This is a genomic window from Comamonas sp. Tr-654 (genome assembly GCF_011752915.1).
Classification (GTDB): Bacteria; Pseudomonadota; Gammaproteobacteria; order Burkholderiales; family Burkholderiaceae_C; genus Comamonas.
In genome coordinates this window covers 1-11,893 of record NZ_VWWQ01000012.1, presented here as the reverse complement: position 1 = coordinate 11,893, position 11,893 = coordinate 1, and the positions used below count along the sequence as shown (strand labels likewise).

Annotated in this window: 13 protein-coding genes, 1 pseudogene and 1 riboswitch; of the genes and pseudogenes, 9 read left to right on the top strand and 5 right to left on the bottom strand. The window is 60.1% G+C overall.

The features are described 5' to 3' along the window. Positions 1-69 precede the first annotated feature (69 nt). Positions 70-161: riboswitch (TPP riboswitch) on the top strand. A gap of 70 nt (positions 162-231) precedes the next feature. The 6 genes from F3J24_RS24555 to F3J24_RS24530 all read left to right on the top strand — a co-directional run bounded on the left by F3J24_RS24555 (position 232) and on the right by F3J24_RS24530 (position 6,312). Then, complete coding sequence (locus F3J24_RS24555) at positions 232-1,326, top strand: long-chain fatty acid--CoA ligase (protein ID WP_167011487.1); 1,095 nt, start codon at positions 232-234, stop codon at positions 1,324-1,326. Next, positions 1,323-2,789, top strand: coding sequence for an acyl-CoA reductase (locus tag F3J24_RS24550; RefSeq protein ID WP_167011485.1), 1,467 nt, complete (start codon positions 1,323-1,325; stop codon positions 2,787-2,789). Before F3J24_RS24555 ends, F3J24_RS24550 begins: the two co-directional genes overlap by 4 nt. Then, positions 2,779-3,552 (top strand): ABC transporter ATP-binding protein, encoded by a 774-nt coding sequence (locus F3J24_RS24545; protein WP_167011483.1) that lies wholly within the window; start codon positions 2,779-2,781, stop codon positions 3,550-3,552. The genes F3J24_RS24550 and F3J24_RS24545 overlap by 11 nt, the downstream gene beginning before the upstream one ends. Continuing rightward, on the top strand, positions 3,549-4,337 hold the full coding sequence (locus tag F3J24_RS24540) for an ABC transporter permease (RefSeq protein WP_167011481.1): 789 nt from the start codon (positions 3,549-3,551) through the stop codon (positions 4,335-4,337). Before F3J24_RS24545 ends, F3J24_RS24540 begins: the two co-directional genes overlap by 4 nt. A 22-nt stretch (positions 4,338-4,359) precedes the next feature. Further along, on the top strand, positions 4,360-5,358 hold the full coding sequence (locus tag F3J24_RS24535) for an ABC transporter substrate-binding protein (protein WP_167011479.1): 999 nt from the start codon (positions 4,360-4,362) through the stop codon (positions 5,356-5,358). A gap of 156 nt (positions 5,359-5,514) precedes the next feature. Continuing rightward, positions 5,515-6,312 (top strand): SDR family oxidoreductase, encoded by a 798-nt coding sequence (locus F3J24_RS24530; RefSeq protein ID WP_167011477.1) that lies wholly within the window; start codon positions 5,515-5,517, stop codon positions 6,310-6,312. Between the two features lie 40 nt (positions 6,313-6,352). Here F3J24_RS24530 and F3J24_RS24525 read toward each other — a convergent pair whose 3' ends face one another. Both F3J24_RS24525 and F3J24_RS24520 read right to left on the bottom strand, forming a co-directional pair. Then, positions 6,353-6,754 (bottom strand): hypothetical protein, encoded by a 402-nt coding sequence (locus F3J24_RS24525; protein WP_167011475.1) that lies wholly within the window; start codon positions 6,752-6,754, stop codon positions 6,353-6,355. A 223-nt stretch (positions 6,755-6,977) separates the two neighbouring features. After that, positions 6,978-7,595 carry an FMN-dependent NADH-azoreductase gene (locus tag F3J24_RS24520; protein WP_043004262.1) on the bottom strand — a complete coding sequence of 206 codons (618 nt, stop codon included), beginning with the start codon at positions 7,593-7,595 and terminating at the stop codon, positions 6,978-6,980. 194 nt (positions 7,596-7,789) lie between these two features. Here F3J24_RS24520 and F3J24_RS24515 point away from each other — a divergent pair, with 194 nt between their 5' ends. After that, the gene (locus F3J24_RS24515) at positions 7,790-8,734 is read left to right on the top strand and encodes a LysR family transcriptional regulator (RefSeq protein WP_167011473.1); all 945 of its coding nucleotides are present in this window, start codon (positions 7,790-7,792) and stop codon (positions 8,732-8,734) included. Between the two features lie 87 nt (positions 8,735-8,821). On the opposite strand, the gene F3J24_RS24510 is transcribed toward F3J24_RS24515, so the two are convergent. The 3 genes from F3J24_RS24510 to F3J24_RS25255 all read right to left on the bottom strand — a co-directional run bounded on the left by F3J24_RS24510 (position 8,822) and on the right by F3J24_RS25255 (position 10,980). Next, entirely contained in the window at positions 8,822-9,205 is a 384-nt protein-coding gene (locus tag F3J24_RS24510) for a hypothetical protein (protein WP_167011471.1), read from the bottom strand. A gap of 268 nt (positions 9,206-9,473) precedes the next feature. After that, positions 9,474-10,238 carry a response regulator transcription factor gene (locus F3J24_RS24505; protein WP_167011469.1) on the bottom strand — a complete coding sequence of 255 codons (765 nt, stop codon included), beginning with the start codon at positions 10,236-10,238 and terminating at the stop codon, positions 9,474-9,476. A 484-nt stretch (positions 10,239-10,722) separates the two neighbouring features. Next, positions 10,723-10,980 carry a hypothetical protein gene (locus F3J24_RS25255; protein ID WP_370527776.1) on the bottom strand — a complete coding sequence of 86 codons (258 nt, stop codon included), beginning with the start codon at positions 10,978-10,980 and terminating at the stop codon, positions 10,723-10,725. Between the two features lie 58 nt (positions 10,981-11,038). Here F3J24_RS25255 and F3J24_RS25250 point away from each other — a divergent pair, with 58 nt between their 5' ends. After that, complete coding sequence (locus tag F3J24_RS25250) at positions 11,039-11,443, top strand: hypothetical protein (protein ID WP_167011467.1); 405 nt, start codon at positions 11,039-11,041, stop codon at positions 11,441-11,443. Between the two features lie 72 nt (positions 11,444-11,515). After that, positions 11,516-11,893, top strand: a pseudogene (locus tag F3J24_RS24490) (hypothetical protein); the annotation flags it as partial.

The window sequence follows — 11,893 nt, the reverse complement described above, 5'->3', positions numbered from 1 at the left end:
GGTTACAAGTGACGCGACTTTCATGCGGCAGCTCGGGCCCCGTGCAGCGACGCCGTTGGGGTAAGATGGCGCCGCGCTCCGGGGTGCACACCAGTGCTGAGATCTACACCCGCGAACTTGACCCGGTTCATACCGGCGGAAGAAGAGCTTGCAAGCTGACCTCAGGGCAGTGCGTTCTCGCATGGTCAGCAAGCCTTCGGAGCATGACGTCCCCGCTCTCGAAGGAATTTCATGGACAAGGCCGCTTCGCTGGTCGCCGATCTGCTTGCTTTCATCGCAATGGATGACTGCACCGACGACCAGTTCAACCAACTCGCCCTGCGGCTTTTCGCCTATCAGTACGAATGCAATGCGCCGTTTCGCAGCTTTTGCCAGCGACGCGGTGCCACGCTGCGCAATGTCAGGAGCTGGCGCGATGTTCCGGCCGTGCCCATCGATGCCTTCAAGGCGATGGAGCTGCGCAGCGAGCCGCCATCGCCCGCCGAGCGTGTATTCATGACCAGCGGCACCACAGGCCGCGCCGCACGTGGACGTCATTTCCATCCGCAGCTCGATGTCTACGACCTGTCCATGAAGCGCTATTTCGCCCGACGTTTCATGCATGGTCTGGAACGCATGCCCATGGGCATTCTGTTTCCCGATGAGCAGGCCATGCCCAATTCCTCGCTGGCCCACTATCTGGCCCTGGCCTGTTCCGAATTCGGTTCGGCCGGCAGCCGCTACTACCTGAACTCGGAAGGGCTGGACATGCCGGCCCTGTGTGCAGCGCTGGAGGAGTCCGAGCGCAGCGGCCAGCCCTTTGCCCTGCTGGGCGCGAGCTTCAGCCTGGTCCATGTCATGGATGCCCTGCGTGAACAGGGCCGCAGCTTCCGCTTGCCTGCGGGCAGCCGCGTGCTGGATACGGGCGGCTACAAGGGGCAGTCGCGCGAGCTGCCGCTTGAAGAGTTCTATGCCGAGCTTTCGCAGCTGCTGGGTGTTCCGCGCAGTCTGTGCCTCAATATGTATGGCATGACGGAGCTGAGCACCCAGTTCTATGACGATGGCAATGCGGCGCTGCCTTCGGTCAAGTCCGGTCCGCACTGGATCCGTTCGCGTCTGGTCGAGCCGATCACCGGCAGGGACGTGGCAGCTGGTGAGCGCGGCATTCTGGTGCATTGCGATCTGGCCAACTACAACGCGGTGACCACCATCCTGACCGAGGATGTGGGCCTGTGGGCGGGCCAGCAGGAAAAAGACGGCTTTTTGCTGCTGGGGCGCGCCGAGGGCGCTGCCGCCAAGGGATGCTCGCTGGCGGTTGAAGAGTTTGTGAAAGCTGCCGGCGCATGAGCGAGCAGCGCAAGCTAAAGCGTATCAAGGCAGGCTATCTGCCGGGCCTGAACGACGATGAAGTGCAGTGGCAGACGCTGGACTTCGAGTCTCGGGACGGCCAGAGGCTGGAAGTCAGTGTGCCCGTGCTGACGGCGCAGCAGATGCGGGATCTGGCCGGTCGCGTGCGCGCGGCCGCGGCCATCCATCTACGCCCCATGCCGGTAGCCGAGATCATCGATGCCGTCGATCGTGCGATGGCCCGCCTGCTTGATCGCAACGACATCTACCGCCAGCAGGCCGAAGCCTGGCTGCCTGTGGTCAGCGGCTATGACGCCGATATGGTGCGGCTGGGGCTGACAGGGTTTTTCAAGACCTTTCGTGCAGCGCAGCTCAAGCGCTTTGTGGCCGAGGATTTTGCCAACCCGGCAGTGCTCGACGGCTTTCAGCCGGCAGCCAAGGGCGGGGCCGTACGGGCTTTCGGCCCGGACCTGCTGGTGCATAGCTGGGCCGGCAACGTGCCTGCGCTGTCGCTGTGGAGCCTGGTCTGCGGCTTGCTGGTCAAGGCCCCTGCGATAGGCAAGCTGGCCAGTGCCGAGCCCTTGTTTGCAGGCTGGTTTGCGCGCCTGCTTGCCGAGGTGCATCCGCCGCTGGCCGATTGCCTGGCCGTGGTCTGGTGGCGCGGCGCGGGCGGCGAGGAGGCCGACGCGCTCTATGCCCAGGCCGATACGGTGCTGGCCTACGGTGGCAACCAGACTCTGGATGCGCTGCGCCGTCGCCTGCCCGTGACGACGCGCTTTTTGCCCCATGGCCACAAGCTGGGCTTTGGCCTGATCGGTGCGCAGGCGCTGGATACGCTCAAGGCTCCTGGCATGGCAAGGCTGGCCGCCTGGGACGTGATGCGCTACGACCAGCAGGGCTGCTACTCGCCCCATGTGTTCTATGTGCAGCGTGGGGCACCGGTTTCGCCGCGTGCTTTTGCCGACTATCTGGCGGCCGAGCTTGCCAATCTGCAGCGACGTTTCGCACGCCGCGAGCTGGATCTGGAAGAAGCGGCGGCGCTGGCCCGCTGGCAGCAGAGCATGGAGTGGGGCGGCGAAGCTCACCAACTGCTGGGGCCTGTGGATGCGTCCTGGAGCGTGGCCTACAGCGAGAGTCTTCAGCCTCTGGCACCGACAGCGCTGTACCGCACGATTGCGGTGGTGGCCGTGGACCGGCTCGATGCAGTGCTGCCCGTGGTGGGCGCTCAGCGTGACTATCTGCAGACCGCCGGCATTGCTGCCAGCCCCGAAGAGCTGTACCGCCTGGCGGGGCTGTTGGGTGCGGTTGGTGTCACGCGTATCAGCGCCATCGGCTCCATGAGCATGCCCGAGGCGGGCTGGCACCATGACGGGCGCTTCAACCTGCTGGATCTGGTGCGCATGACGGAGATCGAGCAGTCGGCAGAGCTGGCGGCCCAGCCGCTGGCCTCTTATGCGGACTGAGGGAGTGGATACCGCCGTGGCATTCATGGAGTTCAAGCAGGCCCGATACAGCTACCCGGGACGAGCGCCCGTGGTGGATGGTGTGGACTGGCAAATCGGGGCCGGAGAGTTTCATTGCCTGCTGGGGCGCAGCGGCTGCGGCAAGACCACGCTGCTCAAGCTGGCGGCAGGCCTGCTCAGGCCTCAGTCGGGGCAAGTCTTGCTGCGCGGCAGCGAACTGGCAGCGCCAGGGCCGCAGCTGGGCTTCATGTTCCAGGCTCCGACCTTGCTGGATTGGCACACGGTGATCGACAACGTGCTGCTGCCCGTGTCGCTGCAGCGCAAACCCGGGCTGCAGGATCAACAGGCGGCCATGCAGTTGCTGGAGCAACTGGGTCTTGCCGAACATGCTTCGCTCTATCCGCGCCAGCTCTCGGGCGGACAGCAAAGTCGCGTGGCGCTGGCGCGTGCCCTGATTCTGGAGCCGCCGCTGCTGTTGCTCGACGAGCCTTTTGCAGCACTGGATGCCATCACGCGCGCCGAGCTGCAGGATGATTTGCTGCGTACCTGCCATCGGCATGGCACGACGGTGCTGTTTGTCACCCACGACATCAACGAGGCCGTCTATCTGGGTGACCGCATTGCGCTCATGCATGGCGGTCGCATCGTGGACGACTGGTTGATAGAGCTGGCAGAACCGCGCCAGCAGAGCATGCGCCATGGCGCGGCGTTCAACGACTATTGCGCGCGCATTCGCGCATCCATGGACCGGGGTGGCGCATGAGCGGCCTGCTGAACAGAACACACTGGCTGTCTGCCTCGCTTTTGATAGCTGTCATCGCAATGTGGGAGATGGCTGCGAGGCAATTAGGCTTGTCGGCGCTGGTCTTGCCTGCACCCTCGGCAGTGGCGCTGTCCCTGTGGTCGGGTCTGGCGTCCGGCTATTTCTGGCCGCATCTCTGGGCGACCTTGCAGGCCTTGCTGCTGGGCCTGCTCATAGGCAGCGCCGTGGGCCTGCTGGCCGGCATGGCACTGGCCGAGTCTGAACTGCTGGAGCGCGTGCTCAAGCCCTATGTGGTGGTCAGTCAGGTCGTGCCCAAGCTGGCTCTGGCGCCATTGTTCGTACTCTGGTTCGGCTTCGGCATGCTGCCGACGGTGCTGATCACGGCGCTGATCTGCTTTTTCCCACTGATGGAGAACACATTGACGGGCCTGCGCCAGGTGGATGCCCAGCGCCTGCAGCTGTTTCGCATGCTGGGGGCTACCAGACTGCAGACTCTGCTGCGCCTGAAGCTGCCGACAGGGCTGCCCGCGATTCTGGCCGGGCTGCGTGTGGCCGTGGTGCTGGCGCTGGTCGGAGCCGTGGTGGCCGAGTTCATGGGCGCCAGCAAGGGCCTGGGGGCCGTGGTCATTGCCGCCCAGGGAATGATGGACACCACGCTGATGTTTGCGGCGCTGGTGCTGATTGCCGCCATGGGCCTGCTGCTGTACCAGGCCTGTCTTGTTCTGGAGCGCTATTTGCTGCGTTCCCATCACTTTTCAACCTCGCAGTCCGGCAACCGGGCCTGACTGCTTCTTCAAACCATTTGTCATGCACATCAGCAACCAGACTTCGTTCATCTCCCGCCGCAGCCTGCTCGGCGCCTGTGCAGGCCTGAGCGGCCTTGCCATGACCGGCACCAGCATGGCGGTTCCTCTGCAGGGCAAGATTCGCCTGGCGGGCTGGAGCAAGCCCATCAGCGAGATCACCAATATTCTGGTCGAGCCCGAGAAAGGCTTTTTCAAGGCGAATGGCGTGGAACTGGCCTATCTTCCCGGTGCGGGCGGCGGCGATGCGATCCGCAACATCCTCAGCGGCCAGGCCGACGTGGCGTTCACCGACCCCGGCTCGTTCTTCATGGCGCTGGACAAGGGCGAGAAGCTGGTGGCGATCTACGACATCTATCCGCAGAACGTGTTCAACGTGGTCTCGCTGAAGTCCTCGGGCATTCGCAAGCCCGCAGACCTCAAGGGCAAGAAGATCGGCGTCTACAGCCTTGCCAGCGGCACGCGCCAGAACCTGCTGGTGATGCTGCATCAGGCCGGCCTCAAGGAGTCGGATGTGAGCATTGTCGTGACCGGCCTGCTGAACTTTGCGCCCCTGATGCAAGGGCAGGTTGACGCCACGGCCGCCACGGACACCGGTCTGACCGTGGGTCTGCGCAAGGGCATCGGCGATGTCAATGTGATGCAGGTCAGCGACCACCTCAATATGTCAAGCGACATGTTTGTGGTGCGCGAAGAGGTGTTCCAGCAGAAGAAGGATTTGCTCAAGGCCTTCGTCAAGGGCTACCGCGAAAGCGCTGCCTGGATGATGGCGAACCCCGAGGAGGCTTCGGTGCTGGCCAGCAAATATGCCATCGACGGCACGCGCCGCGACATCAACCTGGATGTGATACGCCTGCGTAACGCCTCTTCCTTGCCCGCCGTCCAGGGGCAGCCGCTGGGCAGCTTCGATATGGCTGCGCTGCAAAAAGGTGCCGATGCCTATCGTGCGCTGGGCATGGTGCAGCGCCAGATCAAGGTTGCGGATGTGGTTGTGCCGCTGTAAATCTCTCTCTGAGGCGCGTTGCCTGGGGGGCCCGCGCCTTCCCCTTTCTCTGGGGAGGCGGACTACAGCATTGCTGCGGTGGCGGCGGTGTTGCCAAGGCACTTGCTGGCTGTCTCCTGCTTGGGGCCTGTCAGTGTTTGAGCGGAAATCGTGAATATGAGTCAGTCTTCTTCAATGGGCCTGCGCGGCAAGGTGGTGCTGGTGACGGGAGCCAGTCGTGGCATTGGCGCGGCGATTGCCCTGGCGTTTGCGCGCGAGGGTGCGACGGTGGCCGTCAACTACCTGTCCAATGACGAGGCTGCGACCGGCGCTGTGGATGCCTGCCTGGCTGCGGGCAAGGACTCGGGCGGCGATGCCTGGGCGGTCAAGGCCGATGTGGGCTCGCCAGAGGCGGTGCAGGGCATGGTGGACAGCATCGTGCGCGAAGCGGGGGGCATAGACATCGTGGTCAACAATGCCTTCAGGCCCCATGCATTCGATCCGGAGCGCCGCAGCCGGTTTGACGATCTGCAATGGGCGGACTATCAGGCCCAGTTCGACGGGGCCGTAGGTGCAAGCTTCAATGTCTGCCGTGCGGTGCTACCGCTGATGCGCCAGCGCGCGCGCGGCAGCATTGTCAACATCGTCAGCAATCTGGTGGAGCAGCCTGTTGTCGCCTATCACGACTACACGACATCCAAAGGGGCCTTGCTGGCTTTCAGCCGCAACCTGGCCAGCGAGCTGGGGCCTGTGGGCATACGCGTCAACTGCGTGGCGCCCGGTCTGGTCTATCCCACGCAGGGCACGCAAGGCAGCAAGGAGTCTTTCCGGGAATCGCTGATGGCGGCCACACCGCTGCGGCGGCTGGCGCGGCCCGAGGATGTGGCGGGACCGGTGCTGTTTCTGGCTTCGGAACTCAGTGGCTTCATGACCGGGCAACTGCTGCTGGTGGACGGTGGTCTGGTGATGCGCTGAGCTGGCGTGGGGCGAGCAGGGCTTTTCTGCCGGCCTGGGCTTACTGTTTGGCAGTTGCCTGGGCGTGGTCCATCGCATCGATGATGGCCACGCCGGTCTGCTGTACGCCCGGAGCGTTGAAGCCTGGGCCTGGTGTGACTGCAGGGTGGCTGAGCAGCTTCTCGGCCATGCTGGGCGCTGCGGCAGGCGCGCTGGCCTGCACGGGGGAGGGCGGGTTCGCGGCAGGCTTGGCAGTTGCTTGTTCGGTGGATTCCAGATAGTCGTTATAGCGCTTGTAGGCCTGACGCTCGCTACGAGTCTGCTCCTGCTGCTGCTGAGAATGCTTGAGGTATCGATAGGCGACCGTGCCCAGAATCAGTGCTGCCACCAGAAATACGGCAATAGCGGTGACGACGAGGTTCTCGTCGGAGCGCTGAGGCGATTGACGGACGGCGGTGGGCATGGGACGGGAAGCTGGCATCTGGGAAAACGTGACCGGGGACCTGATAAGTATCTAACTGTTTTCAGCGTATCAAAAACAGCGGGTTCAGGCCTCCAGATCGGCATTTTTTTCGAGAACTTCAGTCGGAAATGCCCGAAACCTCGGTGGGACCCGATTTTGTCGCGCAAAAAAGCCGGTACGCCCTGGGCGATACCGGCTTTTGCAGCTCAGTCAGCTATAGCTATCAGGCAGCGACGGCTTGTGCTTGCTCGATCTGAGCCTTGGCCGCTTCCATGGCTGCAGCCTTGGCGTCGGGACCCATGGCCACGCCTTCAGCACGAACAATGGTCACGTCGGTCACGCCCATGAAGCCGAAGATCACCTTCAGATAGCTTTCCTGGTGCTCCATGGCCTGGCCCGCTTCGCTGGTGGAGTAAGCACCGCCGCGAGCGGAAGCCACGATGACCTTTTTGTCGCCGGCCAGGCCCACGGGGCCGGTGGCGGTGTACTTGAAGGTACGGCCAGCCTGGGCGATACGATCCAGCCAGGCCTTGAGCTGCGTGGGAATGGTGAAGTTGTAGAAGGGGGCGCCCACGACGATCACATCAGCGGCCAGGAACTGGCTGACCAGGGCTTCGGAGACAGCATTTTCCTGGCGTTCGATTTCGGTGGCAGCGGCCTGGCCGGTGCGAAAGCCCAGAGATTGCGCGCTCAGGTGGCTGGGGGCGCTCACGGCCAGATCCAGGTAGTCGACCTTGGCTTCAGGATTGGTCTGCTTGAGGCTGGCAACGATATCGGCTGTCAGGGCGCGGGTCACGGAATTGGAACCAGTGATGGAAGAGTCGATGTGCAGGATTTGCATGTTGGTATCTATACCTCTAGAAATGAGTCAGAAAACACTTCTTGCCCAGCCCCGATGCTGCGTTGCGGCAAAACAGTGATTGGTTTTGAATTGCAATGGAATAGATTGTAGATTTGTTTAGATTCGCCAATAAGTCTGCAAAAATGCGATAGATCGTTCCAAATATCAATTCAATCGATTCCAAGGAAATGTGCATGGTGGATCTCAACGACATGCTGTACTTCGTCGAGGTGGTCGAGCGTGGCGGCTTTGCTGCTGCGGGGCGGGCGCTGGGCATTCCCAAGTCGCGCCTCTCGCGCCGTGTTGCCGAGCTGGAGGCCCATCTTGGCGTGCGCTTGCTGCAGCGCACCACGCGAAAGCTGTCTCTGACCCAAGTAGGAGAGACCTTTCTGCGTCATGGTCAGGCCATGCGCGATGCCGCTCTGGCTGCCTCGGATGCCGTGGCCGAAGTCCAGACCGAGCCGCGCGGCACCATCCGCGTGACCTGTCCGGTGACGCTGGCGCAGACGGTGCTGGGTGAGCTGATGCCCGAGTTTCTCAAGCGCTGCCCGCTGGTACAGGTGGAGATGCAGGTCACCAACCGCCCCGTCAATCTGGTCGAGGAGGGTGTGGATGTCGCATTGCGCGTACGTGCCACGCTGGAGGACAGCGGCTCCATGGTCGTCAAGCGACTCGACAGCTCGCGCCAGATCCTGGTGGCCAGCCCCGATCTGCTGCAGCGCCAGGGGACGCCCCGCACCCTGGAGGACTTGCAACTGCTGGACAGCATGGCAATGACGGCGGTCGACGGCCATTCCAGCCTGCTGCTGGTCGGACCCGAAGGCAAGGAACACCGGCTGCAACTGCAGCCGCGCTATGTGGTCGATGATTTGCTGACCCTGAAATTTGCTGCATTGGCCGGCAGCGGCATGTGCTGGCTGCCTGACTATATGTGTCAGGATGCCTTGAACCAGGGCACGCTGGTGCAGTTATTGCCGCAATGGGCGCCCCCGCGCGGCATCGTGCATGCGGTGTTCCCCTCGCGGCGCGGGCTGGCACCGGCAGTCAGGCACTTTCTGGATTTTCTCGGGGAGCGCATGCCTGGCAGCAGCATTTCCGCGGTGCAGAAGGCGGCTGCATCAGTTCCGGTGGCAAGTTAGCTTCTGCATCTCCAGATACCAGGCTATTGAGTCATCAGCCGTAGCTAAGCAGATGGTTCGACCAATCGCCAAGGGTGAAGCCGCTTTTCACCACTCGGAGTCTTCTGCTGCTGTGCCAAGGCTGGTGATTGCGGGGATGGGGGCAGGTTGCTTGGCCTGTGTCGCATACGGATTGGAGCGAGGTGGGTTGATCCACGGACTGGCTACCGACAGAGAAAGCACAAGCCAGGCGAGTACCAGAAAGCCTTTGGGCCATGCACTCTTTGCACGATGGATCGCAAGCAGGGCGTATAGACCATATGCGGCAAGCGCCATTGCAAGAGGCGACAGCCAAGTCTCAAGCCACGCACGCGTCGGATTGTGGCTGTAGTAGATCAACGGGTTGGCCAAAGCCACGATGCCCATGCCGGTCAGATGATGAGGAAATGAGAGCGGCTTGGATATCGGCTGTTCGACGGCAGTTGTTTGCATGTTCACTCCTGTGAATGAATGTAACAGAGGCGTGTGACACCGTTGAAATTTCGTGTGGTCTTCCTGCGAGCAGGCGAATCAGGAATCAGATGAAGGAGGCTCAGACGCTGGTTCGAGGCACATGGTGTTGTTGGACAACGAGCGGTGCGGTTGAGCATTGCTTATCAAAATGCGGCCCATCCAATATTTCAAATCCCAATACAGGTTAAGTACATTCTGTAGGCCAAAGCGCTGTTGTCGACCCAAAGCGTTTGAATATTCGATGCTTTCAAATGATGCCTTTCAATACTGCATACCTGACGGCCTGTGCTCTGGTCCTTACCTGCATCTTTCGGTAGATGTTTTTCACATGCGTCGATACAGTCAATGCACTTATTTCCATGTAGTCCCCGATCTCATGGGTTCTTTTTCCTTGAGCAATCAATCGTAAGACTTCTTTTTCCCTATCCGTCAGTTTCTCGAATTTCTTGTGTTCAAGAGGAATTTCGTTGGGTGCAGAGTATTGGAATATTTTCGGCAGAATTTTTTTCGCAACAATCGGAGATATGGATGCTCCGCCATTGGCCACTTCCAGTACTGCCTGGGAATAACTTCCAAACCATGAGTTCTTTAATAGATATCCGACCACCCCTTTTTTGAAAGCATCCATGGCAGCATCGCCTTTTTCGCTGGAAGAAATGGCGATGCTCAATACAGTGGGCATTCTCAATTGGACTAACTCCAGCAAATCGGCTCCTTGTCCTTCGCCAAGAGACAGGTCCACGAGAAGCACGTCGAACTCCTCGGCCAAGATGCCCTTGCGCGCTTCTCGGTAGGAGGATGCCTGCCCGATCAGGATGGTCCGAGGGTCACGCATGAGCTCCTGCGAGATCACGCTCCTGCTGTGTCTGTCTTCGTCAGCCAGAAAAACCCGAACTGGCTGGTTCTGCTGACCTTTCATGTCGGATGGCCAGCTGTATCCCGTGACAGAGGATGTGACTTCGATGCTGTCCGCATCAAAGTATGGCCCCTTGGGCAAGTCGGAGAGATACATGTGACACCCGATCTATGTAATGGAAATTGAAAAATCTGCTGAAAAGTAAAATTTCATCCTGCAAAAATCTATTAAAAATCCATAACGAAAAATATGGTTTAAATTTTTACATTTATTCACTTCAATATTGGGTAGCGAATTGAAAAGCATCCGTAAAAGTTAGATGAAAACCCTTTGTTTTTGAAACATAAGAGAAGTAATAAAAATAGAAATATGGATTACTTTTCTTAACATTGTAGGAGATCTTCCACAATGCTATTTTTTCAATAGCACACCCTGCATCAGGCACAGCGTATTAATCATTCCCTGAAATTATCTTCGTGGATGAAAAATAATTGCAAATAGGGTATTACTGTTTCCCAGACATTTTCTGAAACTGCTGCTACCGAAATCATGTTGTGGACCGTGAAAATTGAATCCAGAACTTGAAGACGGTTAAAACCGGCCTTTGCTTAATACCTGGCACAGGTCTCTTTCACATACTTCAGTTGTCTTCAAACTCGCTATTCAAAGGAACGATCATGAAAAAGTCTCTGATTGCCATGGCGGTTATTGCGTTGGCTGGTGTTGCATCTGCTGCAGTGAGCAGCTCAAGCGTTGCGGCCACAAACACAACGTCGAGCGCATCTTCCGGCACGGTGTCGGGTGCAGCCAGCTCGGGCAACGGTGCCGCGCTGAGTTCGAATAGCGCAACCTCCGGTGCGACTTCCAATGCCAATGCATCTGGTGGTGGCTTCGCCATTGGACCTTTCGGCGCCGGTGGCGCAACTGCCGGTGGCAGCGCAACTACCTTCGGCAACGTGAAGAGCCTTTCGGCAACTTCGGGCAATGCCGCTGCCGGTGGTGGCGCAGCGACCAATGCCAACGCAGGTTCTGCAGCGGCAGCAGGCTATAACGCCGGCCCCGTCAGCGGTAGCGCCGGTGGTGCAGCCACTTCCCACACCGGCAACGTCGTCGCAACCGGTGCCGGCCCTGGCGGTGGACTGTCCTATGTGAACAGCAATGCGGGCACCACGTCTGGCTACAACGCTACATCGGGAGCCGTTTCCTCACCCTGGGGCGCACTGACCAATACGACATCGAACGCGGGCTCTGTAGGTACCGTCCATCAGAACGCCGGGGCATGGGGTAATGCCGGTTACCTCTCCAACGGTGGAGGCACTTCCGGTACTGCTGGTGCAGGCTCTGCCGCCAATGCCAACTAAGCAAGCTATCCCAAGATAGCTGTGTTTGTCCCGGGCCTGGCCAGCCAGGCTCGGGCGACATAGGAGCCAAGCATGAAACTCTCAATAGCTCTGTTAAGTCTTTGCGTTCCTTTGTGCAGCTATGCGCAAAGTGCCGGCAGCAGCGCGCAAAGCTCCACCGAAGCCTCTTCCGTGGGGGCACAGCAAAATCAGTCGGTCACCATTGTCAATCCGGTGGTGGCGCCGGTGGAGAGCCGTTCTACGGGCACGATGGAGAGTCGGTCCACTTCAACCTCCGACCAGAACATTACAACGAACGGAACGACAACCCAGAATCTGAACAACACGGTGTCCGGGACTTCCAAGAACATCGTGGAGTACACGGGCACCTACACCATGAAGAACGTTCCCAGCGTGAACGGCCCCAACCTCACGACCAGCAACGACACCTGCATGGGCAGCAGCAGCGGC

Bases quoted from the DNA above. Each gene is read 5' to 3' on its own strand.
- F3J24_RS24555 (WP_167011487.1), top strand. From the start codon at position 232: ATGGACAAGGCCGCTTCGCTGGTCGCCGATCTGCTTGCTTTCATCGCA.
- F3J24_RS24515 (WP_167011473.1), top strand. From the start codon at position 7,790: ATGGTGGATCTCAACGACATGCTGTACTTCGTCGAGGTGGTCGAGCGT.
- F3J24_RS25255 (WP_370527776.1), bottom strand. From the start codon at position 10,980: ATGGCGAAGCCACCACCAGATGCATTGGCATTGGAAGTCGCACCGGAG.
- F3J24_RS24525 (WP_167011475.1), bottom strand. From the start codon at position 6,754: ATGCCCACCGCCGTCCGTCAATCGCCTCAGCGCTCCGACGAGAACCTC.
- F3J24_RS24530 (WP_167011477.1), top strand. From the start codon at position 5,515: ATGAGTCAGTCTTCTTCAATGGGCCTGCGCGGCAAGGTGGTGCTGGTG.
- F3J24_RS24505 (WP_167011469.1), bottom strand. From the start codon at position 10,238: ATGTATCTCTCCGACTTGCCCAAGGGGCCATACTTTGATGCGGACAGC.
- F3J24_RS24535 (WP_167011479.1), top strand. From the start codon at position 4,360: ATGCACATCAGCAACCAGACTTCGTTCATCTCCCGCCGCAGCCTGCTC.
- F3J24_RS24520 (WP_043004262.1), bottom strand. From the start codon at position 7,595: ATGCAAATCCTGCACATCGACTCTTCCATCACTGGTTCCAATTCCGTG.
- F3J24_RS24540 (WP_167011481.1), top strand. From the start codon at position 3,549: ATGAGCGGCCTGCTGAACAGAACACACTGGCTGTCTGCCTCGCTTTTG.
- F3J24_RS24510 (WP_167011471.1), bottom strand. From the start codon at position 9,205: ATGCAAACAACTGCCGTCGAACAGCCGATATCCAAGCCGCTCTCATTT.
- F3J24_RS24545 (WP_167011483.1), top strand. From the start codon at position 2,779: ATGCGGACTGAGGGAGTGGATACCGCCGTGGCATTCATGGAGTTCAAG.
- F3J24_RS24550 (WP_167011485.1), top strand. From the start codon at position 1,323: ATGAGCGAGCAGCGCAAGCTAAAGCGTATCAAGGCAGGCTATCTGCCG.